Below are 15999 nucleotides of genomic sequence, written 5' to 3'. Positions count from 1 at the left end.
CGGCCCCCGCCGTGCGGGACGGGGGCCGGTCACACCGTTCGCACCCCGCAGATCCCTCCGGCCTCGCAGCCCGCTCAGACGGTGATGTCCTTCGTGGTGAAGCGGGCCCACGCGGCCGAGCCGAAGACCGCCGCGTAGAGCGCCTGAAGGCCGAGGTTGCGCTGCAGCGGCTCCCAGTAGACCGGCTCGCGCAGCAGGTCCGCGAAGCTCAGCCAGTAGTGCGGGAAGAGATACGGCTGAACGGCGTGCAGCTGCGGGAACTGGTCCAGGATCTGCGCCGTGATCAGCAGGCCCACGGTGGTGGCCATCGCCGCGATACCGCTGTTGGTGAGCGTCGAGACGAACAGCCCCACCGCCGCCACGCCGACCAGGGACGCGGCGACCACGCCCGCGATCGCCACCGCGCGCAGCAGCCCCTCGCCGAAGGAGATCTGCGTCCCGCTGATCAGCGTGACGTCCCCGACGGGGAAGAGCAGCAAACCCACGGTCAGCGCCGAGACGGCCACGACCAGGGTGGCGGTGAGGCAGAAGACCAGCGTCGAGGCGTATTTGGCGAGCAGCAGCCGGGTCCGCCCGGCGGGGGCGACGAGGAGATAGCGCAGCGTGCCGGAGCCCGCCTCGCCCGCCACGGCGTCGCCCGCGACGACCCCGACGGCCATCGGCAGGAAGAACGGCAGCGTCGCGGCGAGGGACGCGAAGACCAGGAAGAGGCCGTTGTTGCTGATCTGGCTGATGAACGCCGGGCCGTGACCGTCGCCGCCGGACGGGCCGCCGTCGCCCGTCTCCATCTTCACGGCGATGCCGACCAGCACGGGGACCGCCGCGAGCACGCCGAGCAGCGCGAGCGTCCGCCACCGGCGCAGCACGGTGGTGACCTCACTGCGGAAGAGGGACAGCTGCCACAGGGCGCTCGGCGCTGTCCGTGCGCCCCGGCCGTCCGCCACCTCAGCCCGCGACATCGAAGCCCTCCCCGGTGAGCGCGACGAAGGCGTCCTCCAGCGAGGCCCGTTCGATGCCGAAGGACCGCACCCGCACGTCCGCCCGGACCAGGGCCGCGTTGAGGTCGGCGAGGTCGAGGGGGCCGGCGGGGTCGGCGGGGCCGGACAGGGCGGTGTGGGGCAGCTCGCCCGTGACGCCCGTTTCCAGGACCACGAGATCGGTCACGCCGTGCTCCTTGAGGACGCGGGCGGCGTCCGTGGGGTCGGGGGTGGTGACGGCCAGCCGGCCGCGGGCGGAGGACGCCAGCTCGCCGACCGTGCCCTGGGTGAGCAGCCGCCCCTGGGCCATGACCGCCGCGTGCGTGCAGACCTGCTCGATCTCGTCGAGGAGGTGGGAGGAGAGGAAGACGGTGGTGCCGTCGGCGGCGAGTTCGCGCACGAGGGTACGGATCTCGCGCATGCCCTGCGGGTCGAGGCCGTTGGTCGGCTCGTCCAGCACGAGCAGCTCGCGGGGCTGGAGGAGGGCCGCGGCGAGGCCGAGGCGCTGCTTCATGCCGAGGGAGTACGCGCGGGCCTTCTTGCCCGCGGCGGCGGCGAGGCCCACCCGGTCCAGCGCGGCGGCGACCCGGGCCGCACGGGTGCGGGGGTCGGCGGTGGGGTCGGCGGCGTCGTAGCGCACGAGGTTGTCGCGGCCGCTGAGGAAGCCGTAGAGGGCGGGGCCCTCGATGAGCGCCCCCACCCGGGGCAGCACCCGCCGCCCAGCGCGCGGCATGGGCTCGCCGAGGACGTGGGCCGTGCCGGAGCTCGGTTCGATCAGGCCCATGAGCATGCGGATGGTGGTGGTCTTGCCGGACCCGTTGGGCCCGAGGAAGCCGAAGACGCTGCCGCGCGGGACGGTGAGGTCCAAGCCGTCGACGGCGAGCTGGCCGCCGCGGTACCGCTTGGTGAGCCCCCGCGTCTCGATCACGGCGGCGACGGCGGGGGCCGTGGCGGCGGGTTCGGCGGACGGTTCCGGCTCGGCGTGCACGGCGGCACCGGCGGGCGCGGGAGCGCCTGACGCGGTGCGGGCCGCAGGCGCGGCGGGCTCGCCCGGCCCGACGGCCGTCGGCGGCTCAGGGGCGCTGCCCCGGACGGCGGTCTGCCGCGCGGAAGGTGCTCCCGGCGCTTTCATCCGACCGCCGCCGGAGGCGATCCGCTCCTCCTCCACCGGTTCCCCTTTCGTCGTTCCCGCGCCCTACGGCAAACCGCTGCCGAACCCGCTGCCCGGCGGCACCGTGGTGCCGCCGGGCAGCGGGGCCGAGCGGGCCAAGCAGGAGGGGCAGCCTGCCTACTTCGCGCTGTCGGCGGCCTTGACCAGCGCGTCCTTGGTGACCGCGCCCGCGTAGACCCTGCCGTCGTCCGTCATCAGGACGTTGACGATGCGGGTGCTGAACACCCGGCCGGAACCGAAGTCGCCCGAGACCTTCTTGCCGAAGCTGTCCAGCAGGGCCGCCGCGTCGCCGCCGGCCTTGCCCTTGCCCTTGGCGTCCTCGCTCAGCTTGTCGACCGCACCCTTGGGGCCCTTGATCTCGGCGATCGAGGACCAGCCCTTGCCGATGACCTTCATGCCGGACGCGTCGGAGCCGCCGTCCAGACCGGGCAGACCGGCCAGGCCCGGCAGTTCACCGGCGCCGGGCAGCTTGCCCTTGAGCTTCGCGTCGTCACCCTTGCCCGGCTTCCCGGCGTCCTCGGTGACCTTGGTGCCCTTCGGCGGGGTGAACGAGAAGTTCTTCGCGGCGGGCTTGCCGAAGTCGACCTTGGTGAAGCCCGCGTCGACGATGGCCTTGCCGCTCTTCGGAGCGAGGGTGAACTTCAGCGGCACGCCGTTCTTCGCGTCGACCGCGATCCGGACCGCGCCGACCGTGGAGTCGCCGCCCTTCGGCTTGATCACCAGCTGGTAGGCGTCCCGGCCGGCCACCTTGGCGGTGCCGTCGACGGTCACCGAGGTGGTGTCGTCCACGGTGGCCAGGGCCCGCTTGGCCAGCTCCTGCGGCGAGAGGCCGGCCAGGTCCTTCGGCACCTCGTGGCCGTCGCCGTCGCGCTGCTTCGGGGCCTTGGAGTGGTGGGCGGAGTCGCTCGCGCTGTCGTACGCCCAGAGGTCGTCGCCGTTGTGGATCACGGTGTACTCGGCGGCGCGCTCGACGATGGAGAACCGCTGCTTGTCGGGGCCGTCGGCGGCTATCCGCAGGGTGTGCGAACCGGAGAGGAGCTCGGTCAGCTTGGCCTGCGGGTCTGCGGCGTCCCCGCCCTTCCCGCCGCCCGAGCCCTTGCCGGCGTCACCGAGCGAGAGGCCCGAGGGCAGCGACGGCAGACCGAAGTCGGTGGAGATCTTGACGGTGCCGGAGGCCTGCTGCACATCCGACTTCGCCATCTTGGCTATCAGGTCCTGCGCACTGATCTTCGGCAGGTCCGGGTCTCCGGTGCTCGCCAGCGCCGGTACGACGAACCCGATCGTCGCTGCCGCGACCCCGGCCACCGCGACCGGCACCGCGTATCGGGCGGCCTTGCGGCGGCCCGTGCCGGGCGTCCCGGTGTCGTCGGCGCCCTGGGTCGGTTGGATCCGTGCCATCTGCTCTACCTCCGTCGTCGGCGGCGGTCATACGCGTCGTGCACTCGCCCACCCCTAGGCTCATTGTGGCCCGACCGCTCGGTGGTGGCGCGGGAGTCCGGGGTTTCCCCCGGGGAACGACACTGTCAATTCCACCAAACCGGCCACGCGACGTCGTCAGCCGACGGGATCACTTCCCCGTAGTTCTCGGGGATGACACCCCTTAAGGGCCGTACCACCACAGGGGAATCGGCCGAGACCGAGCGGTCCCTCCAGGGGCGGGCCGGGGCGCGCGGGCCCCGGCGTGACGGGCTAGCCCGCCCGGTGCACGACCGCGTCGCAGAGGTCCTCGAGCGCGGACTTCGCGTCGCATGCGGGCAGCGGCGCGAGGATCGCGCGCGCCTCCTGGGCGTAGCGGATGGTGTCGCGGCGCGCCTGCTCCAGGGCCGGGTGGGCGCGCAGCAGGCGCAGCACCTCGGCGTGCCGGGCGTCGTCGGTGAGGTCGCCGTCGAGGAGTTCGCACAGCCGGCGGTCCTCGGCCGAGCCGGAGGCGGCGGCCTGCGCGCGCAGGTGGAGCACGGGCAGGGTGGGGATGCCCTCGCGCAGGTCGGTGCCGGGGGTCTTGCCCGACTCGTGGGAGTCGCTGGCGATGTCGAGGACGTCGTCGGCGAGCTGGAAGGCCGTGCCGAGCCGCTCGCCGTAGTGGGTGAGGATCTCGACGGTGCGCTCGTCGGCGCCGGACATCATCGCGCCGTACCGTCCGGCGACGGCGATCAGCGAGCCGGTCTTGCCGGCGATGACGTCGAGGTAGTGCTCGATGGGGTTGCGACCGTCGCGCGGGCCCGCGGTCTCCAGGATCTGGCCGGTGACCAGGCGTTCGAACGCCTCGGCCTGGATCCGCACGGCCTCCGGGCCGAGGTCGGCCAGGATGTGCGAGGCCCGGGAGAAGAGGAAGTCGCCGGTCAGGACGGCCACGGAGTTGCCCCAGCGGGCGTTGGCGCTGTCCACGCCGCGGCGCACGTCGGCCTCGTCCATGACGTCGTCGTGGTAGAGCGTGGCCAGGTGCGTCAGCTCGACGACGACGGCCGACGGCACGATGCCCGGGGCGTACGGGTCGCCGAACTGGGCGGCGAGCATCACCAGCAGCGGCCGGAACCGCTTGCCTCCGGCCCGGACGAGGTGCTGGGCGGCCTCGGTGATGAAGGGCACGCCGCTCTTGGTGGCCTCCAGGAGGCCCTCCTCGACGGCGGCCAACCCGGCCTGGACATCGGCTTCAAGAGCCTGGTCCCGCACGCTCAGCCCGAAAGGCCCGACGACGGTCACGAGGGGTACTCCTGTCTGCCTGCGAACACGGGGATTGTCGATGTGTCGCTGTCTCCACCAAAAGTCAGCGTATCCGGTCGACTGTGGATCACCGTGGGCGCCTGCCCGGGTGGCACTCTCCCGGGGGCTCCCCCGTCGCCTTGGAACACGCATCGGCCTCCGCCGCCACACAGCTCGACGTCTGCCCCGCCATGTCCTTGATCACCCGGCTGTCGCCGCACAGACGTACTGACCGGCTCCGCCACCCGTGGCAGACCGGCCAGTACCGATTCCTTTGTGTCCGGGCCCCGCGCCCGCGGTTTGTCCTGCCATCTGCGGGCCGTCTTGCCACCTGCGGCGGCGGGCGCCCTGCGGGCGCGTCCTCAAGCGCCGGACGGGCTGCAGTCAGCCCGTCCGGCGCTTGAGGACACAGCACAGCAGACCCGCGAAGACCGGCCGCACAGGCCTAGAGCGCCGCCACCGCCCTGGCCAGCCGGGGCGAGGCGTATTCCGTGCCGCAGACGAACCGCATCACCGGGCCGTAGCTGGCGGCGGCCGGCAGCCCGGTGAAGAACAGACCGGGCACGGACGAGTGGTAGCCGGGGCCCAGCCGCGGGCCGCCCGCGCCGACCGCGAGCTTGGCGCGCAGGCCGTGGCCCAGGAAATCCAGGGCGGCGAGGTCCACCCGGTAGCCCGTCGCGGCCAGGACGTGATCGGCGGCCAGCTCACCGGCCGCGCCGCCCTCGCCGGCGAGGGCCAGCACCGGCCGCCCGGACTCCACCCGGGCCCGCGCGATCCGCTTGCCCTCGCTGACGTGCACCCGGCCGACGAAGCGCTCGCGCAGCCACCAGGCGCCGAGCGGCCCCAGCACCCGCCCCACCAGGAACCGGCGGGCCGGGGCCGGAAGATGGCGGAAAGCGTCCCCGTAGTAGGAGAACGCGTACAGCGACCAGGCCCGCCCGAAGGGGGACGAGGGGCGCAGCGGGGGCTGACCGTCCGGTGCGGCTCCGAAGCGCACCGCGCCCCGGGTGCGGGCGAGGACGCGCACGGAGGCGGCCCCGGCGTCGGCGAGCAGCACCGCGCTCTCCAGCGCCGACTGCCCGGCGCCCACGACGACGACGTCCTGGCCGGCGAAGCGGGCGAAGTCGCGGTGTTGCGAGCTGTGCGAGATCGGGCCGCTCGGGGAGGGGCCGTCGGGGACGGCGGCGGCCAGTTGGGGAGGCAGATGGGCGAAGCCGCTCAGTCCGGTGGCGACCACCACGGCCCGGGCGGTGAACTGCTCCCCGGAGTCGAGCTTCAGCTCGAAGCCCGGCCGGGCGCCGCGCCGGTCGACCGAGACCACCCGCACCTGCTCCAGCTCCGGCGCCAGCCGTTCCTGGAACCACAGCCCGTAGCGGGCGAAGGTCTCGACCGGGATGGTGTCCCAGTCCGATTCGTAGCGCCGCTCCCCCGTCTCGCGGCAGAAGTCGAGGAGGGTGTGCCCGGGCTGCGGGGCGTCGATGTTGGAGGCGTCGGGGGTGGATTTCAGCAGCATCCCCGCGGGCATGTGCGCGCGCCAGCTCACCATCGGTGAGCCGAGGACGCGCACGGGAATGCCGCGTGCCCGCAGGTGGGCGGCGGTCGACAGACCGTACGGACCGGCCCCGATGACTGCTACCGGAAGTGTCACGAGTCCCCTCCCAGGGCGTTACTCGACGACGGCAGCGGCACGGCGACGGGATCGCCACAGCTGCCACAGATGCCGCACGCCCGGTCGCACGAACCGGGCGAGCATGGTGAAGAACGGCTTCATGTCGTCCGCCGCGGCCCAGGCCAGCTCGGTGCCGCTCGCCCGGGCCGGTGCGTGGGGGGTGGTGTAGCCGCTGCGGCGGTAGGCGGCGAGCGCGGGCAGGTCGATGTTCTCCACGACGAAGCGACGGCCCGCGCGCTGCTCCCCCTCGGGGACCTCACGGCCGGTGAGGTCCAGGTGCTGGGCGCGGACGACGTCGATGCCCGCCGCGCTCTCGAAGAGGCGGAACTGCGCGCCCATGCGGGGGTTGAAGTCCAGGAGTTTGTAGCGGCCGTCGCGGCGGTCGTAGCGCCAGTCCAGGTCGATGATGCCGCTGAAGCCGATCTGCTTGATGAACTGGGCCGCCATCGAGGCGAGTTCGGGATTGTCGACGACGTAGGCGTTGGCCGTCATGCCCGCGTGCGGCGGCCAGGAGCGCACCTTGACCCCGGTGAACATCGCGAGCGGCGCGCTCTCCGCGTCGAAGTACGCGTGCACGATCCAGTCCTCGGCGTCCTCGCGCGGCAGGTACTCCTGGAGGATCACCCCGGGCACCTGCCCCCAGCCGCGCGCCAGCTCCAGCAGCTCGCGGGGGCCGCCTATCCGCGTCGTGCCGTGCACGGCGGGCTGCCGGCGCCGCTCGAACGCCTCCCGGTTCTTGGCCACCAGGGGGAAGCGGGCGGTCGCCGCGTACTTCTCGATCTCCTCGTAGGAGGCGGGGAAGAGCGACGCCGGAGCGGGCACCCCGTGCTCCACGCACAGCTCGTACAGCCCCTGTTTGCTGGCCAGTCTGCGGGGTAACCCCCGGTCCACCGGCGGGAAGAGGAACGGCCCGGACAGCGCCTCGGCGTGCTCGGCGATGAGCACCGCCGCCTCCTCGTCGGTCGGCACGAGGACCGTGGGGCGTCCGATGGACCGCCCGATCGTCAGGAGCCCGTCGACCAGCTCCTCGGAGCGCTCGGTGCCGGTGGTGGGCCAGACGAAGGCCCGGTCCAGATAGCGGGAGAGCGCGGCGGGGGTCCAGCGGTCCTCGGTGATGGCGTACATCGGGATCCCGAGCCGGCCGAGGCTGCGGATCGCGCCGACGCCACCGTGGTGCAGGGGATAGCCGCCGATCTTCACAATCAGCCCGGGCACCGACCGGTCCGCCGCGATGGGCGTGCTCCTGCTCGCCACCAGCACCCCCCTCGGCCACTCACCCGCAGCGGCCCCCCACTGTGTGTGACTCGACACAGGACGCTACTTCGGAACTGCCGCCTCCAGCAAGGAAATCCGGGACATTGCCAGCTCTTTGGCGGGCGTTCGGGCGGCGCGCGAGCAGCGCTTGCGCAGCCGTTCGACCCTTGTGGGTAGTGGTGCCCGAACAGATACGCGGCAGGGGGGCGTATCGTCCGCACCACCGCTGCGCGGCGGTGTCCTCAATCGCCGGACGGGCTGCTGCGCTGTGTCCTCAATCGCCGGACAGGCTGATTTCAGCCCGTCCGGCGATTGAGGACGCGCCCGCAGGGCGCCCGCCGCCGCAGGCGGCAAAGACGGCCCGCAGCCGAAGAACCGCCGGGCAGGCCCCGCGCGGCGGCCAGCACGTAATGTGGTGCCCAGTTCCCACCGGCCTCCAGGAGCGTCCCGGAGAAAGCGAGGCAGCGTCCCATGCCCGAGCACCGCCCCCGCGAACTGTCCGAAGGCGACCCCTTCGGCGCGGCCACCCTCCCCTACGGCGTGTTCACGACGCCCGACGCCCCGGACCACCCCCGGGTCGGTGTCCGTTACGGCGACTTCGTGCTCGACGCGGCGGCCGCGGCGGCCGCCCACGGCTCCGCGCACGCCGCGCTGCTGGACCAGCCGACGCTCAACCCCTTGCTGGCCGCCGGGCGCCCCGTGTGGCAGGCCGTGCGCGCCGAGGTCCGCGGCTGGCTCACCGGGCCGCACTTCCACCCGCTCGCCGAGGTGACGCTGCGGCTGCCCTTCGAGGTCGCCGACTACGTCGACTTCTACGCGAGCGAGCACCACGCCACCAACGTCGGCCGGATCTTCCGGCCCGACGGCGAGGCGCTCACGCCCAACTGGAAGCACCTGCCCATCGGCTACCACGGCCGCGCCGGGACGATCGTGGTCTCCGGCACCGACGTCGTGCGCCCCCAGGGCCAGCGCAAGACCCCCGCCGACGCCACCCCCGTCTTCGGACCGTCCGTGCGGCTCGACATCGAGGCCGAGGTGGGCTTCGTCGTCGGCACCCCGGCACCGGAGAACACCCCGGTCGGCCTCGACGACTTCCGCGAGCACGTCTTCGGCGTCTGCCTCGTCAACGACTGGTCGGCGCGCGACATCCAGGCCTGGGAGTACGTGCCGCTCGGCCCGTTCCTCGGCAAGTCATTCGCGACCTCCGTCTCCGCGTGGATCACCCCGCTCGACGCCTTCGACGACGCCCGCACCGCGCCGCCGGAGCGCACCCACCCGCTGCTGCCCTACCTCGACGACGCCGACAGCGAGCCGGGCGGCATCGACCTGCGCATCGAGGTGCGCATCAACGGCGAGACCGTCGCCCGGCCGCCGTTCGCCGCCATGTACTGGACGGCGGCCCAGCAGCTGGCCCATATGACCGTCAACGGCGCCTCGTTGCGCACGGGCGACTTCTTCGCCTCCGGCACGGTCAGCGGCCCCGAGCCCGACCAGCGCGGCTGCCTCCTCGAACTCACCGAGGGCAAGGGCCCGTACCTGGCGGACGGCGACGAGGTCACCCTGACCGCCTGGGCGCCGGGTCCGGACGGCGCCCGGATCGGGCTCGGCGAGGTCACCGGCCGTATCGTCCCCGCGCGCGGTACGACCACGCCATGAACCACGGCACGCCGCCCCTCACGCTGCCGGAAGAGCTGCTGCTTCTCGCCCGCCACCCGGAAAAGGGCAACAGGCTCTGCAGCGCCCGCTACCTGGAGTACGGCCTGGCCGGGGCCGTACTGGCCGAACTGCAGCTGAGCGGGCACGTCATGGAGGAGCGCGGCCGCCCGGTCGTGCTCCAGCGGGTGCCGCCGGAGGACCGGCGGCTGGCCGGGGCCCTCCGGAGCCTGGGCGCGCCCGGCTCCAAGGCGCCGAAGACACACCGCTGGGTGCGGAGCGCTGCCCGGCACGTGGAGGAGCCCTGGCTCACGGGGCTGGTGGAGCGGCGGGCCCTGCGCGCGGAGCGGCGGCGGGCCCTCGGCATCTTCCCGTACACGAGGTATCCCGTCGGGCCGGTCGACCTGACGGCCGAGACCCGGCGGCGCTTCGAGGCGGCGCGGACGGCCGGCTGGCCCGACCCGCGCTCCCGGGCGCTCACCGCCCTGGTGTTCGCCATAGGCGTCGGCGGTGTCCTCTACCCCGGCTGGGGCGCACGGCACCAACGCTCGGCCATGCGGGACATCCTGGACCATTCGTGGACGGCCAAGGCGGTGCGCCGCAACATACAGGCCGACAAGTCCAGCGGTTCCGGGGGCTTCGGCGGCGGCGACGGTGGCGGTGACAGCGGGGGCGACGGCGGGGGTGGAGGCGACGGCGGAGGCGGCGGCGGGGGCGACTGAACGCCCCCGGACCCGCCGGAACACGGCTGCTAACTTGGCATGTCCTGTTCGACGGCTGAGGAGTAGTACGTGCGCAAGGCAGCGCAGATCACGGGGGCGGCGCTCATCGCCGCTGTGCTGATGACCGGTTGCAGCAGCGAGAGCGACGGCGGCAAGGAGAAGGACAAGGAGACCGGGGCCACGGCCCCGGCATCCGGCAAGCCGGGCGCGGGCGGCGGTTCCGCCGAGCCCGGCGCCGGGGACCCCGCCAAGCTGAACGGCATGTGGAACCGCCAGAAGGGCAACGACATCGTCCGGGTGACCATCATGGACACCACGGCCATCTCCGCCTCCGCGGGTGCGGTGTGCAGCGGCCCGGCGACGACGTCCGGTGCCACGGCGAAGCTCGACCTGAAGTGCAACGCGAGCGACAACACCCGTGCCAAGGGCACCGCCACCCTGTCGGCCGACGGCAAGAAGCTCACGGTCAGCTGGGACAACGGCCCGACCGAGGACTTCACCAAGGACCCCATCAAGGTCGACATGCCGAAGATGCCGAAGATCGACGTCCCGACGGCCCCGGCGGGCTGACGGGCCCCCGGTGGGCTGACGGCAGGGGCGGGCCGACCGCCCCGGCACACGAAAACGCCGCTGCCCGGCACCCCCGTGGGTGCCGGGCAGCGGCGTGACGTCCGTACCGCGTCCGTGGCGGCTAGCGCACGAACGTGCCCGCCTGGCCCGCCAGATCCAGGAAGTACTGCGGGGCCACCCCGAGGACGACGGTGACGGCGACCCCCACGGCGATGGCCGTGGAGGTGAGCGCGCTGGGGACGGCCACGGTCGGGCCGTCGGCCTTCGGCTCGCTGAAGAACATCAGCACGATCACCCGGATGTAGAAGAACGCGGCGATCGCCGAGGACAGCACACCCACGATGACCAGCGTCCCCGCACCACCTTGCGCCGCCGCCTTGAAGACGGCGAACTTGCCGGCGAAGCCGCTCGTGAGCGGAATGCCCGCGAAGGCCAGCAGGAAGACCGCGAACACGGCCGCGACCAGCGGCGAACGCCGCCCGAGACCGGCCCACTTCGACAGGTGCGTGGCCTCGCCGCCCGCGTCGCGCACCAGCGTCACGACCGAGAAGGCGCCGAGCGTCACGAAGGAGTACGCGGCGAGGTAGAACAGCACCGAGGAGACGCCGTCCGGGCTGGCCGCGATGACACCGGCGAGGATGAACCCCGCGTGGGCGATGGAGGAGTAGGCCAGCAGCCGCTTCACGTCCGTCTGCGTCACGGCCACGATCGCGCCGAGCAGCATCGTGACGATCGCAACGCCCCACATGACCGGCCGCCAGTCCCAGCGCATCCCCGGCAGGACCACGTACAGCAGCCGGAGCAGGGCGCCGAAGCCGGCGATCTTCGTCGCGGCCGCCATGAAGCCGGTGACGGGCGTCGGGGCGCCTTGGTAGACGTCGGGGGTCCACATGTGGAACGGCACCGCGCCGACCTTGAACAGCAGGCCCATCAGCACCAGCGCGCCGCCGATCAGCAGCAGCGCGTCGTTGCCCATGGTCGAGGCCAGGGCGGGGTCGACCGTGCGGGTGGTGCCGCTCACCACCTCGGCGATGCCGGAGTACGTGACGGTGCCCGCGTAGCCGTACAGGAGCGCCACTCCGAAGAGCAGGAAGGCGGAGGAGAAGGCGCCGAGGAGGAAGTACTTGACCGCCGACTCCTGCGAGAGCAGTCGCTGGCGGCGGGCCAGCGCGCACAGCACGTACAGCGGGAGGGAGAAGACCTCCAGCGCGACGAAGAGCGTCAGCAGGTCGTTCGCGGCGGGGAAGACCAGCATGCCGCCGACCGCGAAGAGCGCGAGGGGGAAGACCTCGGTGGTGGTGAACCCCGCCTTCACCGCGGCCTGTTCGGCCTCGCCGCCCGGGACGGCGGAGCCCTGCGCGGCGAAGGAGTCGACCCGGTTGCCGTGCGCCGCGGGGTCGAGCCGGCGCTCGGCGAAGGTGAAGACGGCGATCAGCGAGACGAGGAGAATGGTGCCCTGGAGGAACAGCGCCGGCCCGTCGACAGCGACGGCCCCCATGGCCGCGATGCGCGCCTTCTCGCCCGCGTGGCCGCCCGCCGCCAGGGCGACGACGGCGGCGAAGGCGGCGGCGAGGCCGACGACGGACAGCAGGAGCTGCGCGTGGTACCGGGCGCGGCGCGGCAGGAACGCCTCGACGAGAATGCCCAGGACCGCGCCGCCGAGCACGATCAGCGTCGGCGCCAGCTGGGCGTACTCGATGTGCGGCGCGGGAATCTCCCTCGGGGGATCGGCCGCCAGTGTCCACAGGCTGTGGACGGATGCTGCGTGGCTCACTTCGCGGCCTCCACGTCGGTCAGGGGCACATCGGGCTTGGGGTCGACCTTGTCCACCTGGGTCATCGTGTGCTCGACGGCCGGGTCGACGATCTCGGTCACCGGCTTCGGATAGACGCCGAGGAAGATCAGCAGGGCGATCAGGGGAGCGACGACGACCAGCTCACGCACCCGCAGGTCCGGCATGCCCCGGACGGACTCCTTCACCGGGCCGGTCATGGTGCGCTGGTACAGCACCAGGACGTACAGCGCGGCGAGCACGATGCCGAACGTCGCGATGGCCCCGATGACCGGATAGCGGCTGAACGTGCCGGTCAGGACCAGGAATTCGGAGACGAAGGGCGCGAGCCCCGGCAGCGACAGCGTGGCCAGCCCGCCGACGAGGAACGTCCCCGCGAGGACGGGGGCGACCTTCTGGACGCCGCCGTAGTCGGCGATGAGCCGGGAGCCGCGCCGCGAGATCAGGAAGCCCGCGACGAGCATCAGCGCGGCCGTGGAGATCCCGTGGTTGACCATGTAGAGCGTCGCGCCGCCCTGGCCCTGCGTGGTCATCGCGAAGATGCCGAGGATGATGAAGCCGAAGTGCGAGATCGAGGCGTAGGCGACCAGCCGCTTGATGTCCCGCTGGCCGACCGCGAGGAGCGCGCCGTAGAGGATGCTGACGAGCGCGAGCACCAGGATCACGGGCGTCGCCCACTTCGACGCCTCCGGGAAGAGCTGGAGGCAGAAGCGCAGCATCGCGAAGGTGCCGACCTTGTCCACCACGGCGGTGATCAGCACGGCGACGGGGGCGGTGGCCTCGCCCATGGCGTTGGGCAGCCAGGTGTGCAGCGGCCACAGCGGCGCCTTCACCGCGAAGGCGAAGAAGAAGCCGAGGAACAGGGCCCGTTCGGTGCTGGTGGCGATGTCCAGCTGGCCGTCCGCCCGGGCCTGGACAATCTCCTGGAGGGAGAAGGTGCCGGTGCCGAGCTGGTCGGCGGTGACCACGTACAGCCCGATGACGGCGGCCAGCATGATCAGCCCGCCGGCCAGGTTGTAGAGCAGGAACTTCACGGCCGCGTACGACCGCTGGGCCGCCGTCTCCTCCTCGCCGCGCTCGCCGGCCCGGTCCCCGAAGCCGCCGATGAGGAAGTACATCGGGATCAGCATGGCTTCGAAGAAGATGTAGAAGAGGAAGACGTCGGTGGCCTCGAAGGAGATCACCACCATCGCCTCGACCATGAGGATCAGGGCGAAGAAGCCCTGGGTGGGCCGCCAGCGCGACGATGTTGTCCCGAGGGGGTCGGCGTCGTGCCAGCCGGCCAGGATCACGAAGGGGATCAGCAGGGCGGTCAGGGCGATCAGCACGACCGCGATGCCGTCCACGCCCAGTTCGTAGCGGACCCCGAAGTCCTTGATCCAGGCGTGGGATTCGGTGAGCTGGAACGGTCCCTCGGCGCCCGGGTCGAACCGCACGAGCTGGACGGCGGCGAGCGCCAGGGTGGCGAGCGAGAAGACCAGCGCGAGCCACTTGGCGGCCGAGCGCCGCGCGGCCGGGACGGCGGCGGTGAGGACCGCGCCGAGCGCGGGGACCACGGCCGTGGCCGTCAGCAGGGGAAAAGACATGGATCAGACCGCCCTCATCAGCAGGGTGGCGACGATGAGCACCGCCGCACCGCCGAACATCGAGACCGCGTAACTGCGCGCGTAACCGTTCTGCAGCTTGGCGATCCGGCCCGAGAGCCCGCCGACGGAGGCGGCGGTGCCGTTGACGACGCCGTCGACCAGGCTGTGGTCGACGTAGACCAGGCTGCGGGTGAGGTGCTCGCCGCCGCGGACCAGCACCACGTGGTTGAAGTCGTCCTGGAGCAGATCGCGGCGGGCCGCCCGGGTCAGCAGGCTGCCGCGCGGCGCGGTGGCCGGAACGGGCCTGCGCCCGTACTGGAACCAGGCGAGCGCGACACCGACGACGAGGACCACCACGGTCGCGGCCGTCACCGTCAGGGCGCTGACCGGCGAATTGCCGTGCGAGTGCCCGGTGACGGGCTCCAGCCACTTCAGGAAGGCGTCGTTGACGCTGAACAGCCCACCGGCGAAGACGGATCCGAAGGCCAGGACGACCATCGGGATCGTCATCGTCCTCGGCGACTCGTGCGGGTGCGGGGCGTTGCCCTCGGCGTCGGGCTGCCACCGCTTCTCACCGAAGAAGGTCATGATCATCACGCGGGTCATGTAGTACGCCGTGATGGCCGCGCCGAGCAGCGCCGCCCCGCCCAGGATCCAGCCCTCCGTGCCGCCCTTGGCGAAGGCGGCTTCGATGATCTTGTCCTTGGAGAAGAAGCCGGACAGGCCGGGGAAGCCGATGATGGCGAGATAGCCGAGGCCGAAGGTGACGAACGTGACCGGCATGTACTTCCGCAGGCCGCCGTAGCGCCGCATGTCGACCTCGTCGTTCATGCCGTGCATGACCGAGCCGGCCCCGAGGAAGAGGCCCGCCTTGAAGAAGCCGTGGGTCACCAGGTGCATGATCGCGAAGACGTAGCCGATCGGGCCGAGCCCGGCAGCGAGGATCATGTACCCGATCTGGGACATGGTCGAGCCCGCCAGGGCCTTCTTGATGTCGTCCTTCGCGCAACCGACGATCGCACCGAAGAGGAGCGTGACCGCGCCGACCGTGACGACCGCCAACTGGGCGTCGGGAGCGCCGTTGAAGATCGATCCGGAGCGGGTGATCAGATACACGCCGGCGGTCACCATCGTCGCCGCGTGGATGAGGGCCGAGACCGGGGTCGGGCCCTCCATCGCGTCACCGAGCCAGGACTGCAGCGGCACCTGGGCGGACTTGCCGCAGGCGGCGAGCAGCAGCAGGAGGGCGACGGCCGTCAGCTTGCCCTCCCCCGCGTCGCCGGCGCTCTCCAGGACGGGCCCGAAGGCGAAGGTGCCGAAGGTGGTGAACATCAGCATGATCGCGATCGAGAGGCCGACGTCACCGACGCGGTTGACGATGAACGCCTTCTTCGCGGCGGTGGCCGCGCTCGGCTTGTGCTGCCAGAAGCCGATCAGCAGGTACGAGGCGAGGCCGACCCCCTCCCAGCCCACGTACAGCAGAAGGTAGTTGTCGGCGACGACGAGCAGCAGCATCGCGGCGAGGAAGAGGTTCAGATAGCCGAAGAAGCGCCGCTTCTTCTCGTCGTGCTCCATGTAGCCGACCGAGTAGAGGTGGATCAGCGTGCCCACGCCCGTGATCAGCAGGACGAAGGTCATCGACAGCTGGTCGAGCTGGAAGCCGACGTCCGCCTGGAAGCCGCCGACCGGCACCCAGCTGAACACCGTGGTGTGCAGGGCGCGCTGCTCGCCGTCGCGGCCCAGCATGTCGGCGAAGAGCACCACGCCGATCACGAACGACGCGGCCGCGAGCAGGGTGCCGATCCAATGGCCGCTCTTGTCCAGCCGCCGCCCGCCGCAGAGCAGCAGGGCCGCGCCCAGCAGCGGTGCCACGACGAGCAATCCGATGAGGTTCTCCACGTCAGC

Annotated in this window: 13 protein-coding genes; 4 read left to right on the top strand and 9 right to left on the bottom strand. The window is 72.2% G+C overall.

The annotated features are described in order from the left end of the window. Positions 1-74 precede the first annotated feature (74 nt). The gene (locus FHS38_RS13755) at positions 75-959 is read right to left on the bottom strand and encodes an ABC transporter permease (protein ID WP_184733843.1); all 885 of its coding nucleotides are present in this window, start codon (positions 957-959) and stop codon (positions 75-77) included. Beyond that, positions 946-2109: an ABC transporter ATP-binding protein gene (locus tag FHS38_RS13750; protein WP_373301818.1), complete on the bottom strand. Its 1164-nt coding sequence runs from the start codon at positions 2107-2109 to the stop codon at positions 946-948. The genes FHS38_RS13755 and FHS38_RS13750 overlap by 14 nt, the downstream gene beginning before the upstream one ends. Here FHS38_RS13750 and FHS38_RS13745 point away from each other — a divergent pair. Next, a complete protein-coding gene (locus FHS38_RS13745) occupies positions 2000-2323 on the top strand; it encodes a hypothetical protein (protein WP_184733841.1) in 324 nt (107 codons plus the stop codon). The two genes, FHS38_RS13750 and FHS38_RS13745, sit on opposite strands and share 110 nt — an antisense overlap. Here FHS38_RS13745 and FHS38_RS13740 read toward each other — a convergent pair. From FHS38_RS13740 to FHS38_RS13725, 4 genes are all read right to left on the bottom strand, one after another. Next, positions 2266-3546, bottom strand: coding sequence for a LolA family protein (locus FHS38_RS13740; RefSeq protein WP_184733840.1), 1281 nt, complete (start codon positions 3544-3546; stop codon positions 2266-2268). The two genes, FHS38_RS13745 and FHS38_RS13740, sit on opposite strands and share 58 nt — an antisense overlap. A 291-nt stretch (positions 3547-3837) precedes the next feature. After that, the gene (locus FHS38_RS13735) at positions 3838-4848 is read right to left on the bottom strand and encodes a polyprenyl synthetase family protein (RefSeq protein WP_184733839.1); all 1011 of its coding nucleotides are present in this window, start codon (positions 4846-4848) and stop codon (positions 3838-3840) included. 445 nt (positions 4849-5293) lie between these two features. Further along, positions 5294-6496, bottom strand: coding sequence for an NAD(P)-binding domain-containing protein (locus tag FHS38_RS13730; protein WP_184733838.1), 1203 nt, complete (start codon positions 6494-6496; stop codon positions 5294-5296). An 18-nt stretch (positions 6497-6514) separates the two neighbouring features. Further along, positions 6515-7771: a carboxylate--amine ligase gene (locus tag FHS38_RS13725; protein ID WP_184733837.1), complete on the bottom strand. Its 1257-nt coding sequence runs from the start codon at positions 7769-7771 to the stop codon at positions 6515-6517. Positions 7772-8242: 471 nt separating this feature from the next. On the opposite strand from FHS38_RS13725, the gene fahA reads away from it, so the two are divergent. From fahA to FHS38_RS13710, 3 genes are all read left to right on the top strand, one after another. After that, complete coding sequence (gene fahA / locus FHS38_RS13720; protein ID WP_184733836.1) at positions 8243-9427, top strand: fumarylacetoacetase; 1185 nt, start codon at positions 8243-8245, stop codon at positions 9425-9427. Then, positions 9424-10146: a GOLPH3/VPS74 family protein gene (locus FHS38_RS13715; RefSeq protein ID WP_184733835.1), complete on the top strand. Its 723-nt coding sequence runs from the start codon at positions 9424-9426 to the stop codon at positions 10144-10146. The genes fahA and FHS38_RS13715 overlap by 4 nt, the downstream gene beginning before the upstream one ends. Before the next feature lie 69 nt (positions 10147-10215). Beyond that, on the top strand, positions 10216-10716 hold the full coding sequence (locus FHS38_RS13710; RefSeq protein ID WP_184733834.1) for a hypothetical protein: 501 nt from the start codon (positions 10216-10218) through the stop codon (positions 10714-10716). A 121-nt stretch (positions 10717-10837) separates the two neighbouring features. Here the strand turns inward: FHS38_RS13710 and nuoN are convergent, their stop codons facing one another. The 3 genes from nuoN to nuoL are packed head-to-tail and all read right to left on the bottom strand — an operon-like array spanning position 10838 to position 15993. Beyond that, positions 10838-12490: an NADH-quinone oxidoreductase subunit NuoN gene (gene nuoN, locus FHS38_RS13705; protein ID WP_184733833.1), complete on the bottom strand. Its 1653-nt coding sequence runs from the start codon at positions 12488-12490 to the stop codon at positions 10838-10840. After that, positions 12487-14094, bottom strand: coding sequence for an NADH-quinone oxidoreductase subunit M (locus FHS38_RS13700; RefSeq protein ID WP_184733832.1), 1608 nt, complete (start codon positions 14092-14094; stop codon positions 12487-12489). The genes nuoN and FHS38_RS13700 overlap by 4 nt, the downstream gene beginning before the upstream one ends. Before the next feature lie 3 nt (positions 14095-14097). Continuing rightward, positions 14098-15993, bottom strand: coding sequence for an NADH-quinone oxidoreductase subunit L (gene nuoL / locus FHS38_RS13695; RefSeq protein WP_184733831.1), 1896 nt, complete (start codon positions 15991-15993; stop codon positions 14098-14100). Between the last annotated feature and the right edge of the window lie 6 nt (positions 15994-15999).

Source organism: Streptomyces netropsis (assembly GCF_014203545.1).
Classification (GTDB): domain Bacteria; phylum Actinomycetota; class Actinomycetes; order Streptomycetales; family Streptomycetaceae; genus Streptomyces; species Streptomyces netropsis.
Note: the sequence above shows the minus strand (reverse complement) of the source record. Positions and strands in the feature narration are given on the sequence as shown.